Source organism: Periweissella cryptocerci, from assembly GCF_004358325.1.
Taxonomy (GTDB): domain Bacteria; phylum Bacillota; class Bacilli; order Lactobacillales; family Lactobacillaceae; genus Periweissella; species Periweissella cryptocerci.
In genome coordinates this window covers 592,166-608,512 of record NZ_CP037940.1, presented here as the reverse complement: position 1 = coordinate 608,512, position 16,347 = coordinate 592,166, and the positions used below count along the sequence as shown (strand labels likewise).

18 protein-coding genes are annotated in these 16,347 nt (G+C 40.4%); 17 read left to right on the top strand and 1 reads right to left on the bottom strand.

The annotated features are described in order from the left end of the window. Positions 1-140: 140 nt before the first annotated feature. The 5 genes from EQG49_RS02910 (at position 141) to EQG49_RS02895 (ending at position 2,636) form a co-directional block, all read left to right on the top strand. Positions 141-962 (top strand): YitT family protein, encoded by an 822-nt coding sequence (locus EQG49_RS02910; RefSeq protein ID WP_133364515.1) that lies wholly within the window; start codon positions 141-143, stop codon positions 960-962. A 327-nt stretch (positions 963-1,289) separates the two neighbouring features. Further along, a complete protein-coding gene (locus EQG49_RS02905) occupies positions 1,290-1,811 on the top strand; it encodes a helix-turn-helix domain-containing protein (protein WP_133362254.1) in 522 nt (173 codons plus the stop codon). 89 nt (positions 1,812-1,900) lie between these two features. Continuing rightward, positions 1,901-2,098 carry a helix-turn-helix domain-containing protein gene (locus EQG49_RS14140; protein WP_165964742.1) on the top strand — a complete coding sequence of 66 codons (198 nt, stop codon included), beginning with the start codon at positions 1,901-1,903 and terminating at the stop codon, positions 2,096-2,098. 44 nt (positions 2,099-2,142) lie between these two features. Next, positions 2,143-2,397, top strand: coding sequence for a DDE-type integrase/transposase/recombinase (locus EQG49_RS14135; RefSeq protein WP_423245969.1), 255 nt, complete (start codon positions 2,143-2,145; stop codon positions 2,395-2,397). A 23-nt stretch (positions 2,398-2,420) separates the two neighbouring features. Next, on the top strand, positions 2,421-2,636 hold the full coding sequence (locus EQG49_RS02895; protein ID WP_165964741.1) for an IS3 family transposase: 216 nt from the start codon (positions 2,421-2,423) through the stop codon (positions 2,634-2,636). Positions 2,637-2,687: 51 nt separating this feature from the next. Here the strand turns inward: EQG49_RS02895 and EQG49_RS02890 are convergent, their stop codons facing one another. Further along, positions 2,688-3,053 carry a hypothetical protein gene (locus EQG49_RS02890; RefSeq protein ID WP_133362555.1) on the bottom strand — a complete coding sequence of 122 codons (366 nt, stop codon included), beginning with the start codon at positions 3,051-3,053 and terminating at the stop codon, positions 2,688-2,690. A 536-nt stretch (positions 3,054-3,589) separates the two neighbouring features. Between EQG49_RS02890 and EQG49_RS02885 the strand changes: the two genes are divergently transcribed. From EQG49_RS02885 to EQG49_RS02830, 12 genes are all read left to right on the top strand, one after another. Then, positions 3,590-4,432: an SAM hydrolase/SAM-dependent halogenase family protein gene (locus tag EQG49_RS02885; RefSeq protein ID WP_133362554.1), complete on the top strand. Its 843-nt coding sequence runs from the start codon at positions 3,590-3,592 to the stop codon at positions 4,430-4,432. A gap of 30 nt (positions 4,433-4,462) precedes the next feature. Further along, positions 4,463-5,035 carry an ECF-type riboflavin transporter substrate-binding protein gene (locus tag EQG49_RS02880; protein ID WP_133362553.1) on the top strand — a complete coding sequence of 191 codons (573 nt, stop codon included), beginning with the start codon at positions 4,463-4,465 and terminating at the stop codon, positions 5,033-5,035. A gap of 239 nt (positions 5,036-5,274) precedes the next feature. Further along, on the top strand, positions 5,275-6,996 hold the full coding sequence (locus EQG49_RS02875; RefSeq protein ID WP_133362552.1) for an ABC transporter ATP-binding protein: 1,722 nt from the start codon (positions 5,275-5,277) through the stop codon (positions 6,994-6,996). Continuing rightward, positions 6,989-7,813 carry an energy-coupling factor transporter transmembrane component T family protein gene (locus EQG49_RS02870; RefSeq protein ID WP_133362551.1) on the top strand — a complete coding sequence of 275 codons (825 nt, stop codon included), beginning with the start codon at positions 6,989-6,991 and terminating at the stop codon, positions 7,811-7,813. The genes EQG49_RS02875 and EQG49_RS02870 overlap by 8 nt, the downstream gene beginning before the upstream one ends. Positions 7,814-8,035: 222 nt before the next feature. Further along, entirely contained in the window at positions 8,036-9,247 is a 1,212-nt protein-coding gene (locus EQG49_RS02865; protein WP_165964740.1) for a metallophosphoesterase family protein, read from the top strand. Then, the gene (locus tag EQG49_RS02860; RefSeq protein ID WP_165964739.1) at positions 9,237-11,684 is read left to right on the top strand and encodes an ATP-binding protein; all 2,448 of its coding nucleotides are present in this window, start codon (positions 9,237-9,239) and stop codon (positions 11,682-11,684) included. The genes EQG49_RS02865 and EQG49_RS02860 overlap by 11 nt, the downstream gene beginning before the upstream one ends. Positions 11,685-11,704: 20 nt before the next feature. Beyond that, positions 11,705-12,661 carry a 3'-5' exoribonuclease YhaM family protein gene (locus EQG49_RS02855; protein ID WP_133362548.1) on the top strand — a complete coding sequence of 319 codons (957 nt, stop codon included), beginning with the start codon at positions 11,705-11,707 and terminating at the stop codon, positions 12,659-12,661. Positions 12,662-12,855: 194 nt separating this feature from the next. Continuing rightward, positions 12,856-13,179 carry a hypothetical protein gene (locus EQG49_RS02850; RefSeq protein ID WP_133362547.1) on the top strand — a complete coding sequence of 108 codons (324 nt, stop codon included), beginning with the start codon at positions 12,856-12,858 and terminating at the stop codon, positions 13,177-13,179. 138 nt (positions 13,180-13,317) lie between these two features. After that, complete coding sequence (gene pepA, locus EQG49_RS02845) at positions 13,318-14,397, top strand: glutamyl aminopeptidase (RefSeq protein WP_133362546.1); 1,080 nt, start codon at positions 13,318-13,320, stop codon at positions 14,395-14,397. Between the two features lie 145 nt (positions 14,398-14,542). Beyond that, positions 14,543-14,869: a thioredoxin family protein gene (locus tag EQG49_RS02840; RefSeq protein WP_133362545.1), complete on the top strand. Its 327-nt coding sequence runs from the start codon at positions 14,543-14,545 to the stop codon at positions 14,867-14,869. A gap of 95 nt (positions 14,870-14,964) precedes the next feature. Next, a complete protein-coding gene (gene ytpR, locus EQG49_RS02835; protein ID WP_133362544.1) occupies positions 14,965-15,603 on the top strand; it encodes a YtpR family tRNA-binding protein in 639 nt (212 codons plus the stop codon). Positions 15,604-15,727: 124 nt separating this feature from the next. Next, on the top strand, positions 15,728-16,249 hold the full coding sequence (locus tag EQG49_RS02830; RefSeq protein ID WP_133362543.1) for a hypothetical protein: 522 nt from the start codon (positions 15,728-15,730) through the stop codon (positions 16,247-16,249). Positions 16,250-16,347 lie beyond the last annotated feature (98 nt).

Sequence of the window (16,347 nt, the reverse complement as noted above, 5' to 3'; positions counted from 1 at the left end):
GTTGCTTGTCAGATAATGGACTCATAATTAAAGACTTTTTAACATGCACAAAATTTTCACATTTGTATGATAAACTAGTATTAATAGAAATTATAAGTGGAGGCCTTTCTTTGGAACAAAAAATCAAATCAAATAACATTATGCAGATAGCTGCCATGATTGTGGCGTTAGAAATTATTGCGGTCAGTATTAATCTCTTTTATGCACCAGCTAAGGTCGCTGCGGGCGGTGCAACCGGGATTGCCATCTTATTATTTGAAACATTTGGCTTTAATCGGGCAGTTACCGTATTAGTCATTAATATCTTAATGATTATCCTTGCGGCGGTTTTTCTAAATCGTAAAATGGTGATGAAAATTATTCTTGGTAGTTTCATTTTGCCAGTCTGTTTGGCAATTACGCCAAGTTTCCAAGTTGTATCTAATCAATTACTTGGGGTAATTGTTGGTGGTGGAGTATTTGCCGTTGGGATTTCAATTCTTTACCGAATTGATTCATCAAGTGGTGGGACAACAGTACCGCCATTGATCTTGAAAAAGTACTTCCGGATGAACACAGCAACAACTTTATTAGCAATTGATACGATTGTCTGTGTCGGAAATATTTTTGTCGCCGGTTGGGAAGCGTTCATCTTGGCGGTGTTCTCATTAGTAATCACTTCAATTGTGATGAATTACATCGAAACTGGTCTTGATCGTAAGAAAGTTATCTATATTATGAGTAATGACAAACTTGAAGCGCTCAAGGAGATGGTTAATGAGTCGGATGATCAACATGGTTTAACAATTTTTGATGTCAAAGGTGGTTATACCGATGATAACAAGGAAATGTTGATGGTCGTAATTGATAATCAAGACTACGGTAGTTTGTTGCGACAAGTACACAAAATAGATGCGGAAGCGTTTATCTTGACATATAATATTTCGGAAGTACATGGCGGTCGTTTCAGTTACACGGATTAACAATGATAAATGGTTCTGTTTTGTCTGACGTAGGATTTAATAAAATTAGCCACTGCGTGCCAGTAAATTACCGGCACTTCGTTAGTTAGGAATATTGTTCAAACTAGCGAAAAATAGTTACGAACCATAAGCCACGGAAGCATAGAAAACAATGCTGACAATAGTACCTCAGTAATTCGATTATTGAAAAGTACAAAAACGATAATTCCGCGCTAGAATAAATCCTGATAAATTTGCATATTAGGCCAAGTAAAAAGGATTGAGACACAAAAGTGAAGGGCTCCAAGAAAGTTAGACAAAATCTAACTGACTTGGAGCCCTTTTATTATGGCAAAATATACAATCGAACAAAAAATTGAGATAGTGAAAGAATATCGAACTGGAAGTATTAGCCAGCGCGGATTGAGTAAGAAATATAACATTCCTGATTCAGTGATAAGGCGTTGGATCAGAAAAGCAGAACTTCATGGTTTTGATTCATTAAAGCGTAAGCAATCAAAGAGATTTTTTGATGGTAATGAAAAGCTATCTATATTAGACTACATGTTAACTAATGGCTTAAGCATTACAGAAACTGCGATTAAATTCGACATTGAACCGAGTATGGTGATTCACTGGCAAACGCGATTCGATGTAGGCGGAATTGATGCGCTAAAAGCCAAGCGAGGCAGGCCTAATAAGCATATGACAAATCCTAAACCACAACCTAAATCTGAAACTGACAAGTTAATTCAAGAAAATCTAGAGTTAAAACAGCGACTTTACCGTGCCGAATTGGAGCTAGCGGTCTCAAAAAAATTAGAAGCCTTGGCGATGGAAAAGCAACGAATAAAGAACTTACGCAAGTAGTTGAATCGTTAAGGCATCAATTCAAACTGGAAGATTTACTTGAGTTCGTAGGTTTAAATCGCAAGACATTTTACTACAATCGAGCACGTTTGAATTACGACAAATATAGTGAAGTCAAAGATCTTATTAAATGGCTTTACGCTGGTAGTGATGAAACTTATGGTTATCGCCGGATCCAAGATGAACTATTCTTATTTGGCTATGTCGATGATGAAACTGTCCGCCGCATTATGCGTTCAAGTTTTCATCTTACAAAGGAGAGCACGGAAAAGTCGCTGAGAACCTAGTTCGTCGTGACTACGTAGTTACAAGTGGGCGTAAGAGTAAGTTTGTGGTTACACAGCCGTACACCGTGTTAACCACTGATGTGACTCAAATAAATTTATTAGGTACCAAACTATATTTAGCTGCGATTATCGACATGTATAGCAAAGAAATATTGGCATATGATATTCGGACGTCACCAAATATGGCACAAGTAACCGCCTGTGTTGATCAATTACAAGTATACCTGATGGCGTCCAACCAATTCTGCATAGCGACCAGGGAACACTGTATCAACTTCCACGTTACCAAAACCGTCTAGATGAAGTAGGTTTAATTCAAAGTATGTCTCGTAAAGGAAACTGTTTGGATAATGCGCCAATGGAAAGTTTCTTTAGCTTGGCTAAACGTGAATTCATTTGGCGAAAAGAATTCGTATCAATTAATCAATTCAAAGAAAGCTTTTCGCGATATGTCTCACGGTTCAACAACGTTCGCATCTCACGAAAAAACAAGGGCTTGACCCCTGTTGAAATTCGGAATCAAGCCCTTGCGGCATAAATATTAAATTGTCTAAGTTTTTTGGAGCCCTTCAAAAGTCTCAATCCTTTTTTACTTACCTGCTTTAATCACATCGGGGCGGAAACCAAATGTAATTGCGGTGTTATTTTCAATAACGACATATTCTTCCAATAATTCATACAGTTCGGATTTACCAATTTTGGTAATGAGCTCGTTGATATACAGCGGTGCGAGTTCATATTCGGAAAAATCACTGGGGGCAATACCAATGACTGGGCTCTTTTGTTGATGGATATCGGCAAAAGGCTTTAACAGCGTTGCTAAAGTACCTTCAGCGATTACAACTGGATCGTGTTGCAAAATCGCATTGCCAAATTGGATGTTAGAAGAAGTGATTGTCCGTTGCCGAGCCATTTTACTGGCGGAACGGTGCTTGAAATTAGCTAAAATTCCCATAGTAATACCTCGCTTTTTCATTGTTTATTACTAGTATAACGGATAGTTGTGATAAGTTTATGAAAAGGCAGATTAAAATAAAATTAAAAAACATTTGACAATTATAATAATTGCCCGTAATATAAATAACATCATAAATTTACTTGGAAAAGATGAGTAGTTTTTAAGCGCGTACTATTAGCGAGCTGGAGAAGGTGAAAGCCAGCGTACAAGCACTAACGAAGATGGTCTTGGAGTATGTTATCAGCGAGCACTTGTGTAAGCTGGTAATGGGTTACGCCCATTATAGCGTAAAAGATTGGGATTGGGGAGTCGTGCCCCGATGCCAGTCTTGTTAAGCTAGGCTATTGCGAGATGCCTAGAAACTAAGGTGGTAACGCGTTTAATAACGTCCTTTGTCAGTTTAATGCTGGCGAAGGGCGTTTTTTTTGTTTCAATTTTGCTGATTACGTGATTTTTAACTGCTATGTTGAATTGAAGATGTGGTCAGGATAACACTATTTATTAAGCCGATTGGCGACTGGAGGAATTGAGCGATGAGTAAGTATTTGGTATTACAAACAGATTTTGGATTACAAGATGGGGCGGTTAGCTCAATGTACGGTGTCGCTTACGGCGTTTCAGACGAGATTACAGTTTCAGATTTAACTCATGGAATTACACCGTTTAATATTTTTGAAGGATCATTTCGATTGTCACAGACTGTAAAGTATTGGGAACCGGGCACGGTATTTGTCTCAGTGGTTGATCCAGGTGTCGGTTCAAAACGCTTGAGCATTGTGGCTAAATTGAAGAGTGGCCATTATGTTGTGACCCCAGATAATGGGACGTTAACACACTTAGCGGCTAATTACGGTATTGAAGCCGTCCGCGTTTTGGATGAAACAACACAACGGTTACCAGGTTCTGAAGAAAGTTCAACTTTCCATGGGCGTGACATTTATGCGTACAATGGGGCGCGGTTGGCGAGTGGTCAAGTGACGTTTGAAGAATTGGGTACAGCGCTTGATCCCAATGCAATTGTGCAATTACCATTGAATTTACCAGTCGTTGAAGATGGGGCAATTGAAGGTAATGTCGATATTACGGATGTTAATTTCGGCAGTCTCTGGTCTAACATTAGTTTGGAAGCGTTCAAAGAATTACAAGTACAATTGGGTGACTTGATTCATGTGGAAGTTTTGCATAAGGGTGAACAACGTTATAGTGGTTACTTGCCATATGTGCATACGTTTGACGACGTGAAACCAGGTGAACCACTTGTCTACATTGATTCGGTTTATACAGTTGCTTTCGGGGTACACACGGGGAGTTTTGCGCAACAATATAACGTTGGTGCTGGTGAAGACTGGTCAGTTAAAATTTCAAAAGTAAATTAAGTTAATGTAAAAGAAAGTAAGGTATTCTAAATGGCACAAAATTCTAACAGTCACAAAAATGGTCTGGCGGTTCGCACGGTCGTCGCAATCGGGATTGGTGCGGCGTTATTCTTCGTGTTGATGCGTTTCTTACCAATTCCAACGGGGATTCCTGATACAACTATCAATTTAGGTTCCGCAATTTTGGCACTATTCGCCGCAATTTTTGGTCCCATTGCCGGTCTGTTTATTGGGTTGATTGGTCACTCTTTGAACGATTTAACGTGGGGAAGTGTTTGGTGGTCATGGGTAATTGCCGATGGTGCCTTTGGCTTCTTACTCGGTTTAATTAAGAAACGTTTAGATTTAGAAAATGGTAACTTAACGCGCCGCAAATTAATCTACTTCAATGTGTGGCAAGCTGTTGCCGGTTTAATCGCTTGGGTTGTGATTGCACCATTAGGAGATATTTTTATTTATTCAGAACCTGCCAATAAAGTCTTTGTTCAAGGCATCGTTGCTTGGATTACAACGTTTATTGCTGTGGCAGTAGTTGGTTCAATTTTGGTAGTGGCATATGCTAAATCACGTACGCAAAGTGGGTCATTAACGAAGGAAGATTAATATTGCAATTAAAAGTCAGGATAAATTTTTGCCTGGCTTTGTACATAGTAGGTATATTTTTTAATTTGTTAAATACCACTGCGTGTCTGTAAATCGCTTGGCGCACTACATTGGGGGCACATTTGCCAAGTTGATTGAGCCACGTAAAGTAACAGAGCTTTCAACAGAACAAGCTTGTTTTTGAATGAAAGTAAATAAAATGAGTTTGGCTTTGAAAGGATATTAAAAGGGTGAGCAAGATGACAGAACCAATAATTGAATTTAACGACTTAACGTTTCAATATCGGACGCAAGCTGAACCAACACTGCATGAAATTAACTTAAAAATTATGCCGGGTGAAAAAGTTTTGATAGCGGGAGCATCTGGTTCAGGTAAGTCGACATTAAGCAGATTAATCAATGGCTTGATTCCAGAAAGTTATGCCGGTACGATTACGGGCATGGCTAAGGTAAATGGGCATGACGTGAATTCGGGGAGTATTTTTGCACGTTCGTTTGACGTGGGAACTGTGTTGCAAGATCCGGATGAACAGTTTGTGGCATTGACGGTTGGTGAAGACTTAGCATTTGCGTTGGAGAATGATCAAATAGCACATGCCGAAATGTTAACGCGGGTTAACCAATGGGCCCAGCAATTGAATGTTACGGCCTTGTTAAAGCAGGCACCACAAGCTATTTCTGGTGGGCAAAAGCAACGGGTTGCAATGGGTGGTGTGTTAATTGATGAAAGCCCAATTTTATTATTTGATGAACCGCTAGCAAGTTTAGATCCGGCCGCTGGTAAAGCCGCGATTGAAATGATTGATGATATCGCACGCGCACATGCGTTAACGACGATTATTATTGAACATCGACTCGAAGACGTGCTCCATCGGCCAATTGATCGGCTAATTGTATTGGACAATGGTCGGATTGTTGCTGATGACACGCCCGCAAACGTATTGCGGGCCGGCAAATTACCAAGTTTGGGGCTGCGGGAACCACTATATCTAGCCGCTTTAGCGCATGCTGGTGTTGATTTTAACTCATTGACGAATATTGATAATGTTCAAACTGTGAACGGATCAGATATTCAGGATAAACTTAGTGGATGGTTGGCACAACAACCTACCACTGCATCTCAGTCAGCACAGCAATCTTTACTGGAGATTGAGCATTTAGCATTTGCGTATCCGCGTGGTAAACAAATTTTTACTGATTTAAATATCACAGTGAATACCGGTGAGTTGATTAGTATTGTTGGCAAAAACGGTTCGGGTAAGTCGACGTTAAGTAACTTAATTACTGGATTTTTGAAGCCAACGGCCGGTCAAATTAAACTAAATGGGCAAGATTTAACGGAACTTTCTATTAAAGAACGCGCGGACCAGATTGGCTATGTCCTCCAAAATCCTAACCAAATGATTTCAAAAAATACGGTTTACGAAGAAGTGGCGTTAGGTCTTGAATTACGTGGTATTGAACTGGCACAAGTCACAGCGCAAGTTGCTGAAATTTTACGGCTAACTGATTTGTATACAATGCGCAATTGGCCAATTAGTGCATTAAGCTTTGGCCAAAAAAAGCGCGTGACAATTGCGTCGATTCTCGTGTTAAAGCCTAAAGTGTTAATTTTGGATGAACCAACCGCCGGCCAAGATTTGGCTCATTATACAGCGATGATGAATTTCTTGGCAAACTTACGTGTTACGAATGGCATCACTATTATCATAATTACACACGATATGCATCTGATGCTTGAGTACGCTGACCGCACGATTGTAATCAGCGATGGACAATTGTTGTTAGACGCAACACCGAGTGAAGTATTAAATAATGCACCAGTAGTTAAAGCGGCGTCATTAGCACTAACTAGTTTATATTATTTAGCTCAGCGCTTTGAACTTGGGAATCCTGAAGTATTAACGACAAAAGTAATTGCAGCAGAACAACAAGCAAAGAAAGGGGTGGCGAATGTTTAATGTCTTAGGTTATATTGATCGCCAGTCACCAATCCATCAGCTGAGTGGTGCTACCAAATTGCTAGGTTTTCTGGGATTTACGATTATCGGCATGGTGAGTTATGATACACGTTTTCTGATCTTATTAAGTGTAGTGGCATTGATTATCTTAAAAGTGTCTCAAATTAAGTGGTCAGAGATTAGTTTCCTAGTGAAATTTATTGGCGCATTTACCATTTTTAATTTACTGATGGTTTATGTTTTTGCACCACATTATGGGGTACAGCTATATCATAGTAGTCATGTGTTGCTCGGTAGTGGGCGTTATTCTTTAACCGCCGAGCAAATGTTTTATGAGCTTAATATGCTAATCAAGTATTTTCTGACAGTGCCACTGGCATTGACCTTTTTGTTAACTACAAATCCCAGTGAATTTGCAGCGGGATTGAATCGAATTGGGGTCTCATACAAAGTCGCATATGCTGTGGCGTTAACGCTGCGGTATATTCCAGATGTGCAAAATGATTTTCAACGCATTAGCTTTGCGCAACAAGCCCGCGGTTATGAGATTTCAAAAAAAGGTAAATTAATAACGCGAATCAAGGGGGCAACGCAGATCTTGATTCCGCTGATTTTTTCGAGTTTGGAACGCATTGAATCAATTTCTAAGGCAATGGAATTACGACGTTTTGGCGCTAATAAAAAACGAACATGGTACATGCGCCAAGTATTTCAGCGAGCGGATATAATTGCCTTGATTGGAGTTGCTGCCATGTTTATCATTGGAATCGTGTTAGTTGTGATAAATCATAGCCGCTTTTGGAATCCATTTATGTGAGTTGGGTATAACAATAAGCCTTTATGACGTGTGCGTATCTCTAAATTGAATATGGTCAACAAATAGTCTTTCAGTTTGAGCTGAAGGGCTATTTTCGTATGTTGAGGTTAATTATTATGGGGAGAAATGGCTAATCACAAATATGTGGCAGAATTAAGCGTTTTTAGTTATACTAAATATAACGAACAAACGTTCAAAAATCAAAGGAAAAGAGGGAACCTCATGAAGTTTATCCACGCAGCTGATGTCCATCTGGGTAATCCGTTCAATGGATTACAAAATATGCCAATTGAATTACTCAATCGGGTTCAAGAAGCGACTACAACTGCATTCGAACGGATGATTGATGATGCGCTTAGTCAACGGGTTGATTTTGTGCTCTTACCTGGGGATCTGTTTGATTCAGCTAATCAAAGTGTTACAACTTTAGACTTTTTAGGTGAGCAATTTGAAAGGTTGTATACCGCAAAAATCCCAGTTTACTTGAGTTATGGTAATCATGATTTTATGGCTGATTCATTGGCTAAGTTGCCCTGGCCGGCAAATGTGCATGTATTTGGAACTGCAATTACGACCGAAAAATTAGTCTTGGCTGATGGAACGACCGTCGCTATCACCGGTTTCAGCTATCCACAACGTCATCTGGCTACCGATATGGCAATTGAATTTCCGTTAAAACAAACTGAGGATTTTCAGATTGGTATGTATCACGGAACAGTTGGCGGCAATGACGCCAGTTATGCGGCGACCTCGGTAACAGAACTGCTTGCTAAGCATTATGACTATTGGGCGTTGGGACATATCCATAAGCGACAGGTACTCCATGAACACCCGACTATTAGTTATTCAGGTAATATCCAAGGACACAACGAAAAAGAAACCGGCGCTAAAGGTTATTTGCTAGTGAAATCTGAAAATGGAGAGTTATTGCCGGTGTTTATTCCAGTTGCGCCAATAATATGGGAGCAGTTGACCGTGGATGTAGTGGGAATCAAAAATCAAGGTGATTTGGTTGCTACAATAAGCGCTAAATTAGTCACGTTAATCCGACCAGAATTACAAATATTCACAGTTACACTGATTGGAATTGAATCTTTAAGTGACGTAATGCGGGTACGAATTGATGATGGGACAACCACTTATCAAGTTAATCAGCAGTTGATTACCAAGCAGGATGTGGTGTGGGTTAATGGAATTATTGCGGTAGCCGACGTGGTACAACCACAGATTATGAGTTTAGATAATAGTTATTGGGAAAAAGCGGCTAGCGAAGTTTTTAATGCTAGCAACATTCATCAAATTGGTCTGAAGAATTTGCCAGATACATTTATCACCAGCCATTTTGATGATCCTGCGGTGCTTAGCCAATTACAACAGCGTGCACGTCAATTAATGAATGCCACAATTCATGGGGAGGTTACCGATGAAGATTAAGCACGTAAAAATCTATGGCTTCGGAAAGTGGTCAAATCAAGAATTTGATTTCAACCAACAACTGCAGGTCATCTATGGTTTGAATGAAGCGGGAAAATCAACGTTGCTGCAGTTCATTGTTGGCATGTTGTTTGGTTTTGCCGCTAATAAGGGTAAACACGTTAATACGTATGAGCCGCAAAGTAAGGCAGAATATGGTGGGGAATTAATTTTTGTTGACAATGACTTAGAGTATCGCCTAACTCGTGTCGGTCGGACAGCGACTGTCACAAAAATGTATTATACAAAAAGTAATTTAGAAGTGCCAAACCCCGAAGCGAAAATGGCTGATATTTTGGCGCCGTTAACACGAGAAACGTTTCAGCAAGTCTATTCTTTTGGCCAAATTGATTTAAATGAAATTGTGGAACTGAATCCAAGCGAATTAACAGAACGGTTATTACGGATTGGTGCAGCTGGCTCAGATCAATGGCTACAAGTTGCGCAGCAATTTGAAAAAACGGCCAAGAATAAATTTGCTGCAGGGTCGAAAGCCGGAAAACGCCCAATTAACGAAGCTATTAATGCCTATCATGCGCTAGAAACAAAGCTTAATGCGGCTAGCGCGACTTTACCCGCTTATCAAGCACTTACTAAACAAATTAGCAATATCACTGAGCAATTGGGAGCATATTCAGCTGGTACTAAGAGTAAACAAAAGCGTTTATTAGAACTACAAACGTTACAGCGAGTGGCGCCCATTTATCGAGAATGGCGCCAATTGAATGCTGAAGTAAAACAGTCCTCACCAGCCGTTGAGATTAGTGATGCTGTTCAAAATAAGATTGCCCAGTTACAAGTGCAAGTCAACAGCGCTCGAGCTGATATAAATCGGATTGCGCATGGCGAACGTGATGCAACAGTGCAATCACCTGAGTTGAGTGGGTACTTGCAAAATAAGGTGGCAATGGATCAACTAGAACTAAACTTACCGCGCTACGAACAAGTGGGGGGGAGTTATCAACGGTTAACAAATGAAAGCCGACTAGTACAAAATCAAATGGCACAATTAGCAAGTCAAATTGCTTTGAACCCTGTGCCGCAACCAATGACGGGGGCCGAATTACAAACAATTCAAAATAACCGACCACGAACTAAGATGGACGCCATTGCACCAGTATTAGCGGTGGTGATTGGCTTGTTGCTGACAGTGTTAACGCCTGGTTTTGGTAAGCTTGTTGGTGGAACCTTTGTTGTTGCTGGTATCGTTTTTGGTATTTACAAATTCAAAGAATCACAAGCTTCGAACGATGTTTCACAGCCAATTGGGAAATATTTTGCAGAGAAAAGTGCTGCGGAAATTTATGCCTTACAGCCGTTGTTGATTGAGTACGCAAATCAAGTCCAAAAAGTGGCAAATTTGCAAACACAAATTAACCAGATTCAAGAAATAGCACAGTCAGCAGTAAACGACTTGAAATTGATTGATCAATTCACGATGCAAGCATCATCAATTGATAGTTTGGCGATTGACGTTCTACGTGCTCGTCAATTCTTCCAACTGATTAATCAACAACGCAATGGTGAATCGATGGCAAGTGCGAAGGTAGAATTGAATTTGAGTAATCAAGACGAAATGCGTCAACGCTACCAAGAGCTACAAACAGCACTACAAACAATTTATCTGAGCTTAAACATTGAATCTGATGAAGCGTATCAGGCACAATTGACGTTGCAAGTGGAACAACAACAACGCTTGGCACGGATCACGTTATTGGCTGATCAATTGACACCACAACAAATGCAACAATTAGAACACTTAAAAGATGAGCTGCCAGAGCAAGTCATTTTGGCGGAGCAAGCCGTTAATGATGCGGAAAATATGCAGCAGAGTTACTTAGCGCAACTGGCTGATTTAAAAGCGCACCAACAGCAAATGGCAGCAGATGGCACGTACATCCAGGTCCAACAACAAATCGCAAACGCTCAAACTGATTTATTGCGCCAACTGGACAATTACTATGTTGAAGCACTAGCTGCTCAATGGATTAATAAAGCGCTTGCTAAAGCATCCAACGAACGGTTGCCACAAATCCTTGCGTTGGCTACTAATTATTTTAAAATTCTGACATTATCAGGGTATAATGAAATTAGATTTGTGGGTGATGAAATCAAACTCGTTGCAGCGGATGGTGCGGTATTTACAGTTGAACAATTATCAAAAGGAACTAGCGAGCAATTGTACGTGGCGTTGCGGTTTGCGTTTGCGATTGTTTTACAAGACATCGTGGAATTGCCGTTGTTGATTGATGATGGGTTTGTTAATTTTGATTACCAACGCCGCCAGCAGGTACTTGAGTTATTGCAACAATTAGGTCAGTCACATCAAGTGTTGTATTTTACGGCTGACACAACGGTTCAAGATACTGTGTCAGCGGAAATATTGATTAAACTTTAAAAGGAAGAAGGTGGTTGTGAATGGATACACGCAAGTTATATGAATTTAATGTTGATGAACGGATGGAAATTTATGCGTTGATCAAAAGTGCAGATGTACGGGTTGCTAAAAACGGGAATCAATATCTTGCATTAGTTATGACCGATACGTCTGGTGAAATGCCAGGTATGGTTTGGGAAGCGACGCCAGAAATGGTAGCAACTTTTAAAGCTGGCGAAGTTGTTGTGATGCAAGCAGTCCGTCAAGTTTATCAAGGTAAGCCACAATTAAAAATTTTGCACATCGGATTACCTGATTTAGCAGCTGATGTTGATCCAGATGATTTTGTGGCGAGTGCACCAATGCGAAAAAAAGAAATGGAAGAAGAAGTCACCCAGCTTTTATTCCAAATTACGAATCCAAACTGGAATCGGATTGTTCGTTACTTGCTACAAAAACATGCGGATACTTTTTATGCATACCCAGCTGCTAAAAAAAATCACCATGCATTTAATGGTGGCTTGGCGTATCACACAATCTCAATTGCCCGGTTAGCGACTAGTGTGGCAGCACAATACGAACAAGTTGACCGTTCACTGTTGTACGCGGGGGCATTACTACATGACTTAGGTAAAACGGTCGAATTATCTGGCCCGGTGGGAACTACTTATACCACATCTGGAAATTTGATTGGTCACATTGTCTTGATTGATGAAGAAATTGTTTTAGCGGCTCACGAACTTAATATTGATCTCCATGCTGAAGACATGCTGTTATTGCGCCATGTTGTATTAGCGCACCACGGTTTGTTAGAATATGGCTCACCAGTGCGGCCAATGGTGTTGGAGGCTAATATATTGCATCAACTTGATGAACTTGATGCGTCAATCCAGATGATTGATACTGTATTAGAACACACTGAACCAGGTCAGTTCTCAGAGCGCGTCTTTGGTTTGGATGGGCGAATGATGTATCGGAAAAACGCAGAAAACAAGTGACAAAAAGCTATAATCAAACCACTATGTGAAAAAATGTAGTAATTTACGTAATCAACATGACTCGAATATTGCGACTGATACAAGTCGGTTACAAACAACATTTTCGGTATATTTTTAAGCGTGATAGTGCTAAATTAATGTGTGAAGAGAAATGCGATCGTGTAAAGCTAGCGCAAGTGGGAGAAACTAGAAAAATGAACAAAAAAGGTTTTGGGATTATTGCCGGAATTCTCGGGAGTCTTGGTTTAGCAGCAGTTGTTGGGAAACAAGCACAACAAAAATCAGCCGACAAAGTTCATGCGACGATTATTGCAAAGATTCATGATGAATTTGCGCAACGCGGAAACATTGAAGGTACTTGGCTTAGCAAGGATATTGATGTGCTAGTTACAGATGATGCTGAATTTGCGGTTTACCACGGTGGCGTGTCATTACGACGAAATGGCGAACTTGAACAGTATGAACTAGTGATTGATGCACAAACGCTTGAAATCGTCAGCGAAAACAAAATTTTATAATTTGATTAATCCTGTCACTTTGTGATGGGATTTTTTATTGCAGTAAATAAATAATCCAATTTGTTTAGTAAAGTGCAGCGAAAGGACTATAATGGTGGGTATATACCAATAAGTTGAGAAAATGAGGTCGGGATGATTATGGATGAACAAGGATTTGCACGAATCAAGAAGTATACGGAAGCGCAAGGAACTAGTGGAAATGAAAGTAACGTCCGCGCGTTGTTTAAAGCTGACTTAACGCCGTTGGTTGATGAGATTCATCAAGATGGTCTAGGTGGTGTTTTTGGGGTTAAACAAAATGCAGATATTAATGCCCCACGGATTATGTTTGCTGCCCACATGGATGAAGTTGGGTTTGTCGTTACAAACATCACGCCAATGGGGTTGTTCAACGTGGCAGCTGTCGGTGGCTGGAATCCTTACGTTGTTTTATCACAACGTTTCACTTTGTTTACACGTGATAATGCGTATCCTGTTGTGTCATCATCGGTATCACCACACTTATTGCGTGGTAATAGTGGTGCGAATGGGACACCAAAAATCGAAGATATCTTATTCGACGCGGGATTTGAATCAGCGCAAGAAGCTGAAGCATTTGGCGTGCGACCTGGCGATTTTATCGTACCGAAGGTTGAAACTGTAATAACCGCTAACAAGAAACGCGTGATGTCAAAGTCATGGGATAATCGTTTCGGCGTGGTGACGGTCTTGGATACGTTAGAAGCGTTGAAGGATACACCAACGCCTAATACGCTTATCATGGGTGCCGATGTTCAAGAAGAAGTCGGCTTGCGCGGTGCACATGGTGCCGTAAACATGATGAAACCAGATGTTTTCTTTGCAGTTGATTCGTCTGCGGCTGATGATATTAATGGTAAGACAAACCACCAAGGACACCTTGATGAAGGCACTTTACTACGAGTCTTTGATCCATCAGTTGTAATGCCTCCGCTATTGAAGGAATTTGTATTGGATATTGCCGAATCAAATAACATTCCATACCAATACTTTGTTTCCAAAGGTGGAACAGACGCGGCTGCGGCTCAAACAGAACTGAACGGTGTGCCTGCCGTTGCGTTGGGGGTTGCTTCTCGCTATATTCACACGCATCAAACGGTCTGGTCAATTAAAGACTTTGAAGCCGCCAAAGAACTAGTTAAACAATTAGCGCTACATCTTGATAAGAGCGCCGTTGATACCATTTGGGGACGGAATTAAATATTCTAATACTGAGACATTACCTTTGACAAAAGAGTGATGTCTTTTTTTCGCTATGCAGGAGTACATGTCTGGCAAAAAGTAAAAATTTTTTATACTAATATGGTATAATCAATTACAATAAATAAGTAAAAGGGAGATACACATGCAAACTTTACCTAAAACAGATAAGCAAGGCTTATTGGATCTGATTGGTGACAAGAAAACCATTCTGTTCTTTTCAGCTGATTGGTGTCCTGATTGCCGGTTTATTAAGCCGGTTATGCCACAAATTGAAACGGAAAATGCGGAATATACATTTTTAGCAGTTGATCGTGATGAAAATCTTGATTTGTGTGTTGAACTAGACGTCTTTGGTATTCCGAGTTTTATGGCTTTTGAAAATGGTGTCGAAACTGGGCGCTTCGTAAACAAAGACCGTAAAACCAAAGTTGAAGTAGAAAAATTCATTAATAGTTTGGTAGTTGCGTAATTATTTTTGCTAAATCTGCCAATATGGTTGAAAACCGACGAGTCACCCTCTAAACTAAGAGAGTGACTTTTATAATAGATAGGAAATAAATAATTATGTTAATTGCAAGTTATAACCCTACGCATGTTGGGGATACTTTAATTGTCTTGACTGCACCCGATGCAGTAAACCAAGCGCACGAAGCAAAAACCAATATTACTCGTATTTTTGATACCGCAACCGGTACAACGACGGGCTACAATTTCTTGAAGATTAGTGAACTGCTTGATTTAGCAGGAGTGAACGGTTCAGTTGAATTGTCTGACGAACAAGTTGCGAAGCTGAATGCGGCGTTGGTGGCTGCTGGATTTGAAGGCGAATTAGTCGCTGATCATGATCCAAAGTTTGTTGTTGCATACGTAGAAAGTACTGAACCACATGCCGATTCTGATCACTTACAAGTGACGAAAACGCAAATTGGTGAAGGTGACTATCTACAAATCGTTTCTGGTTCACCTAATATGAAAGCTGGTATCAAGGTTGTTGTCGCTAAAGTGGGCGCAATGATGCCAAGCGGCTTGATTATTTGGCCGGGAGCGTTGCGTGGCGTTGAATCAAACGGCATGATTGTTTCTGGTCGCGAACTCCGCTTACCAAATGCACCACAAGTACCTGGCGCAATGATCTTGCCTGACGATTTCCAAGCAGTTGGTGCAGCGTTTGATTTTGAAAAAGCGCAAGGATTATTCGCCTAAGGTGCCTACTTTCACATAATTGTGCTAATATAAAAGGAGTAGCCTTAGGGTTGCTCTTTTTTGACGCGGAGATAAAAACGTCAACGTGAATTGAAAATAATATAAAAAGAAAAGATGGCAGATTATGGCAGACGATTATAAAACACCTGCTTATTATCAGGAGCATAAAAACGACCCTAGCATCCCGGATTTGCGCAATTCGATTAATTCGCAAGTCACAAATCCGATTCGCAAAGAGTGGCACCCAGCTTTCACTGAAAAGTATGAGCGACCAATTCGTTATATGCGTAAAAATCCAGCAGGCGAAGATTACGGGCAACAAATAGCTGAACTACGCAAGTCAGTTGATAGTTACTTCATTTTTACGTATACAGATGAGGCGGCTGACGAATTGTTTGAAAAGCGCGACGCTCAAGTGCATACGACATTGTTACAACCACAATCAACCACGTCCGGAATCAAACCAGAAGTGTTGGCACCAAAAAAAGACAAGCAACCAAGTTTGTTTGATGCCGATTTTGCGGTCAATAATAAAGTTGACGAAAAAGATAAACGCAAGGGTGGACTTGGACACTCGCTTTCGTCGATTATCGATGAAGAAAAATCTGCAATTAAGCCCGTGCGTTATTTTGAAGACGATAAATAATTGTCTTGTGTAATGCGTGTCGTGCAATTATGAATTGTGATACAGTGAAATAATAGTAAGCGCTTGGGTATGAAACTACTACCATGTTTGTATCTGGC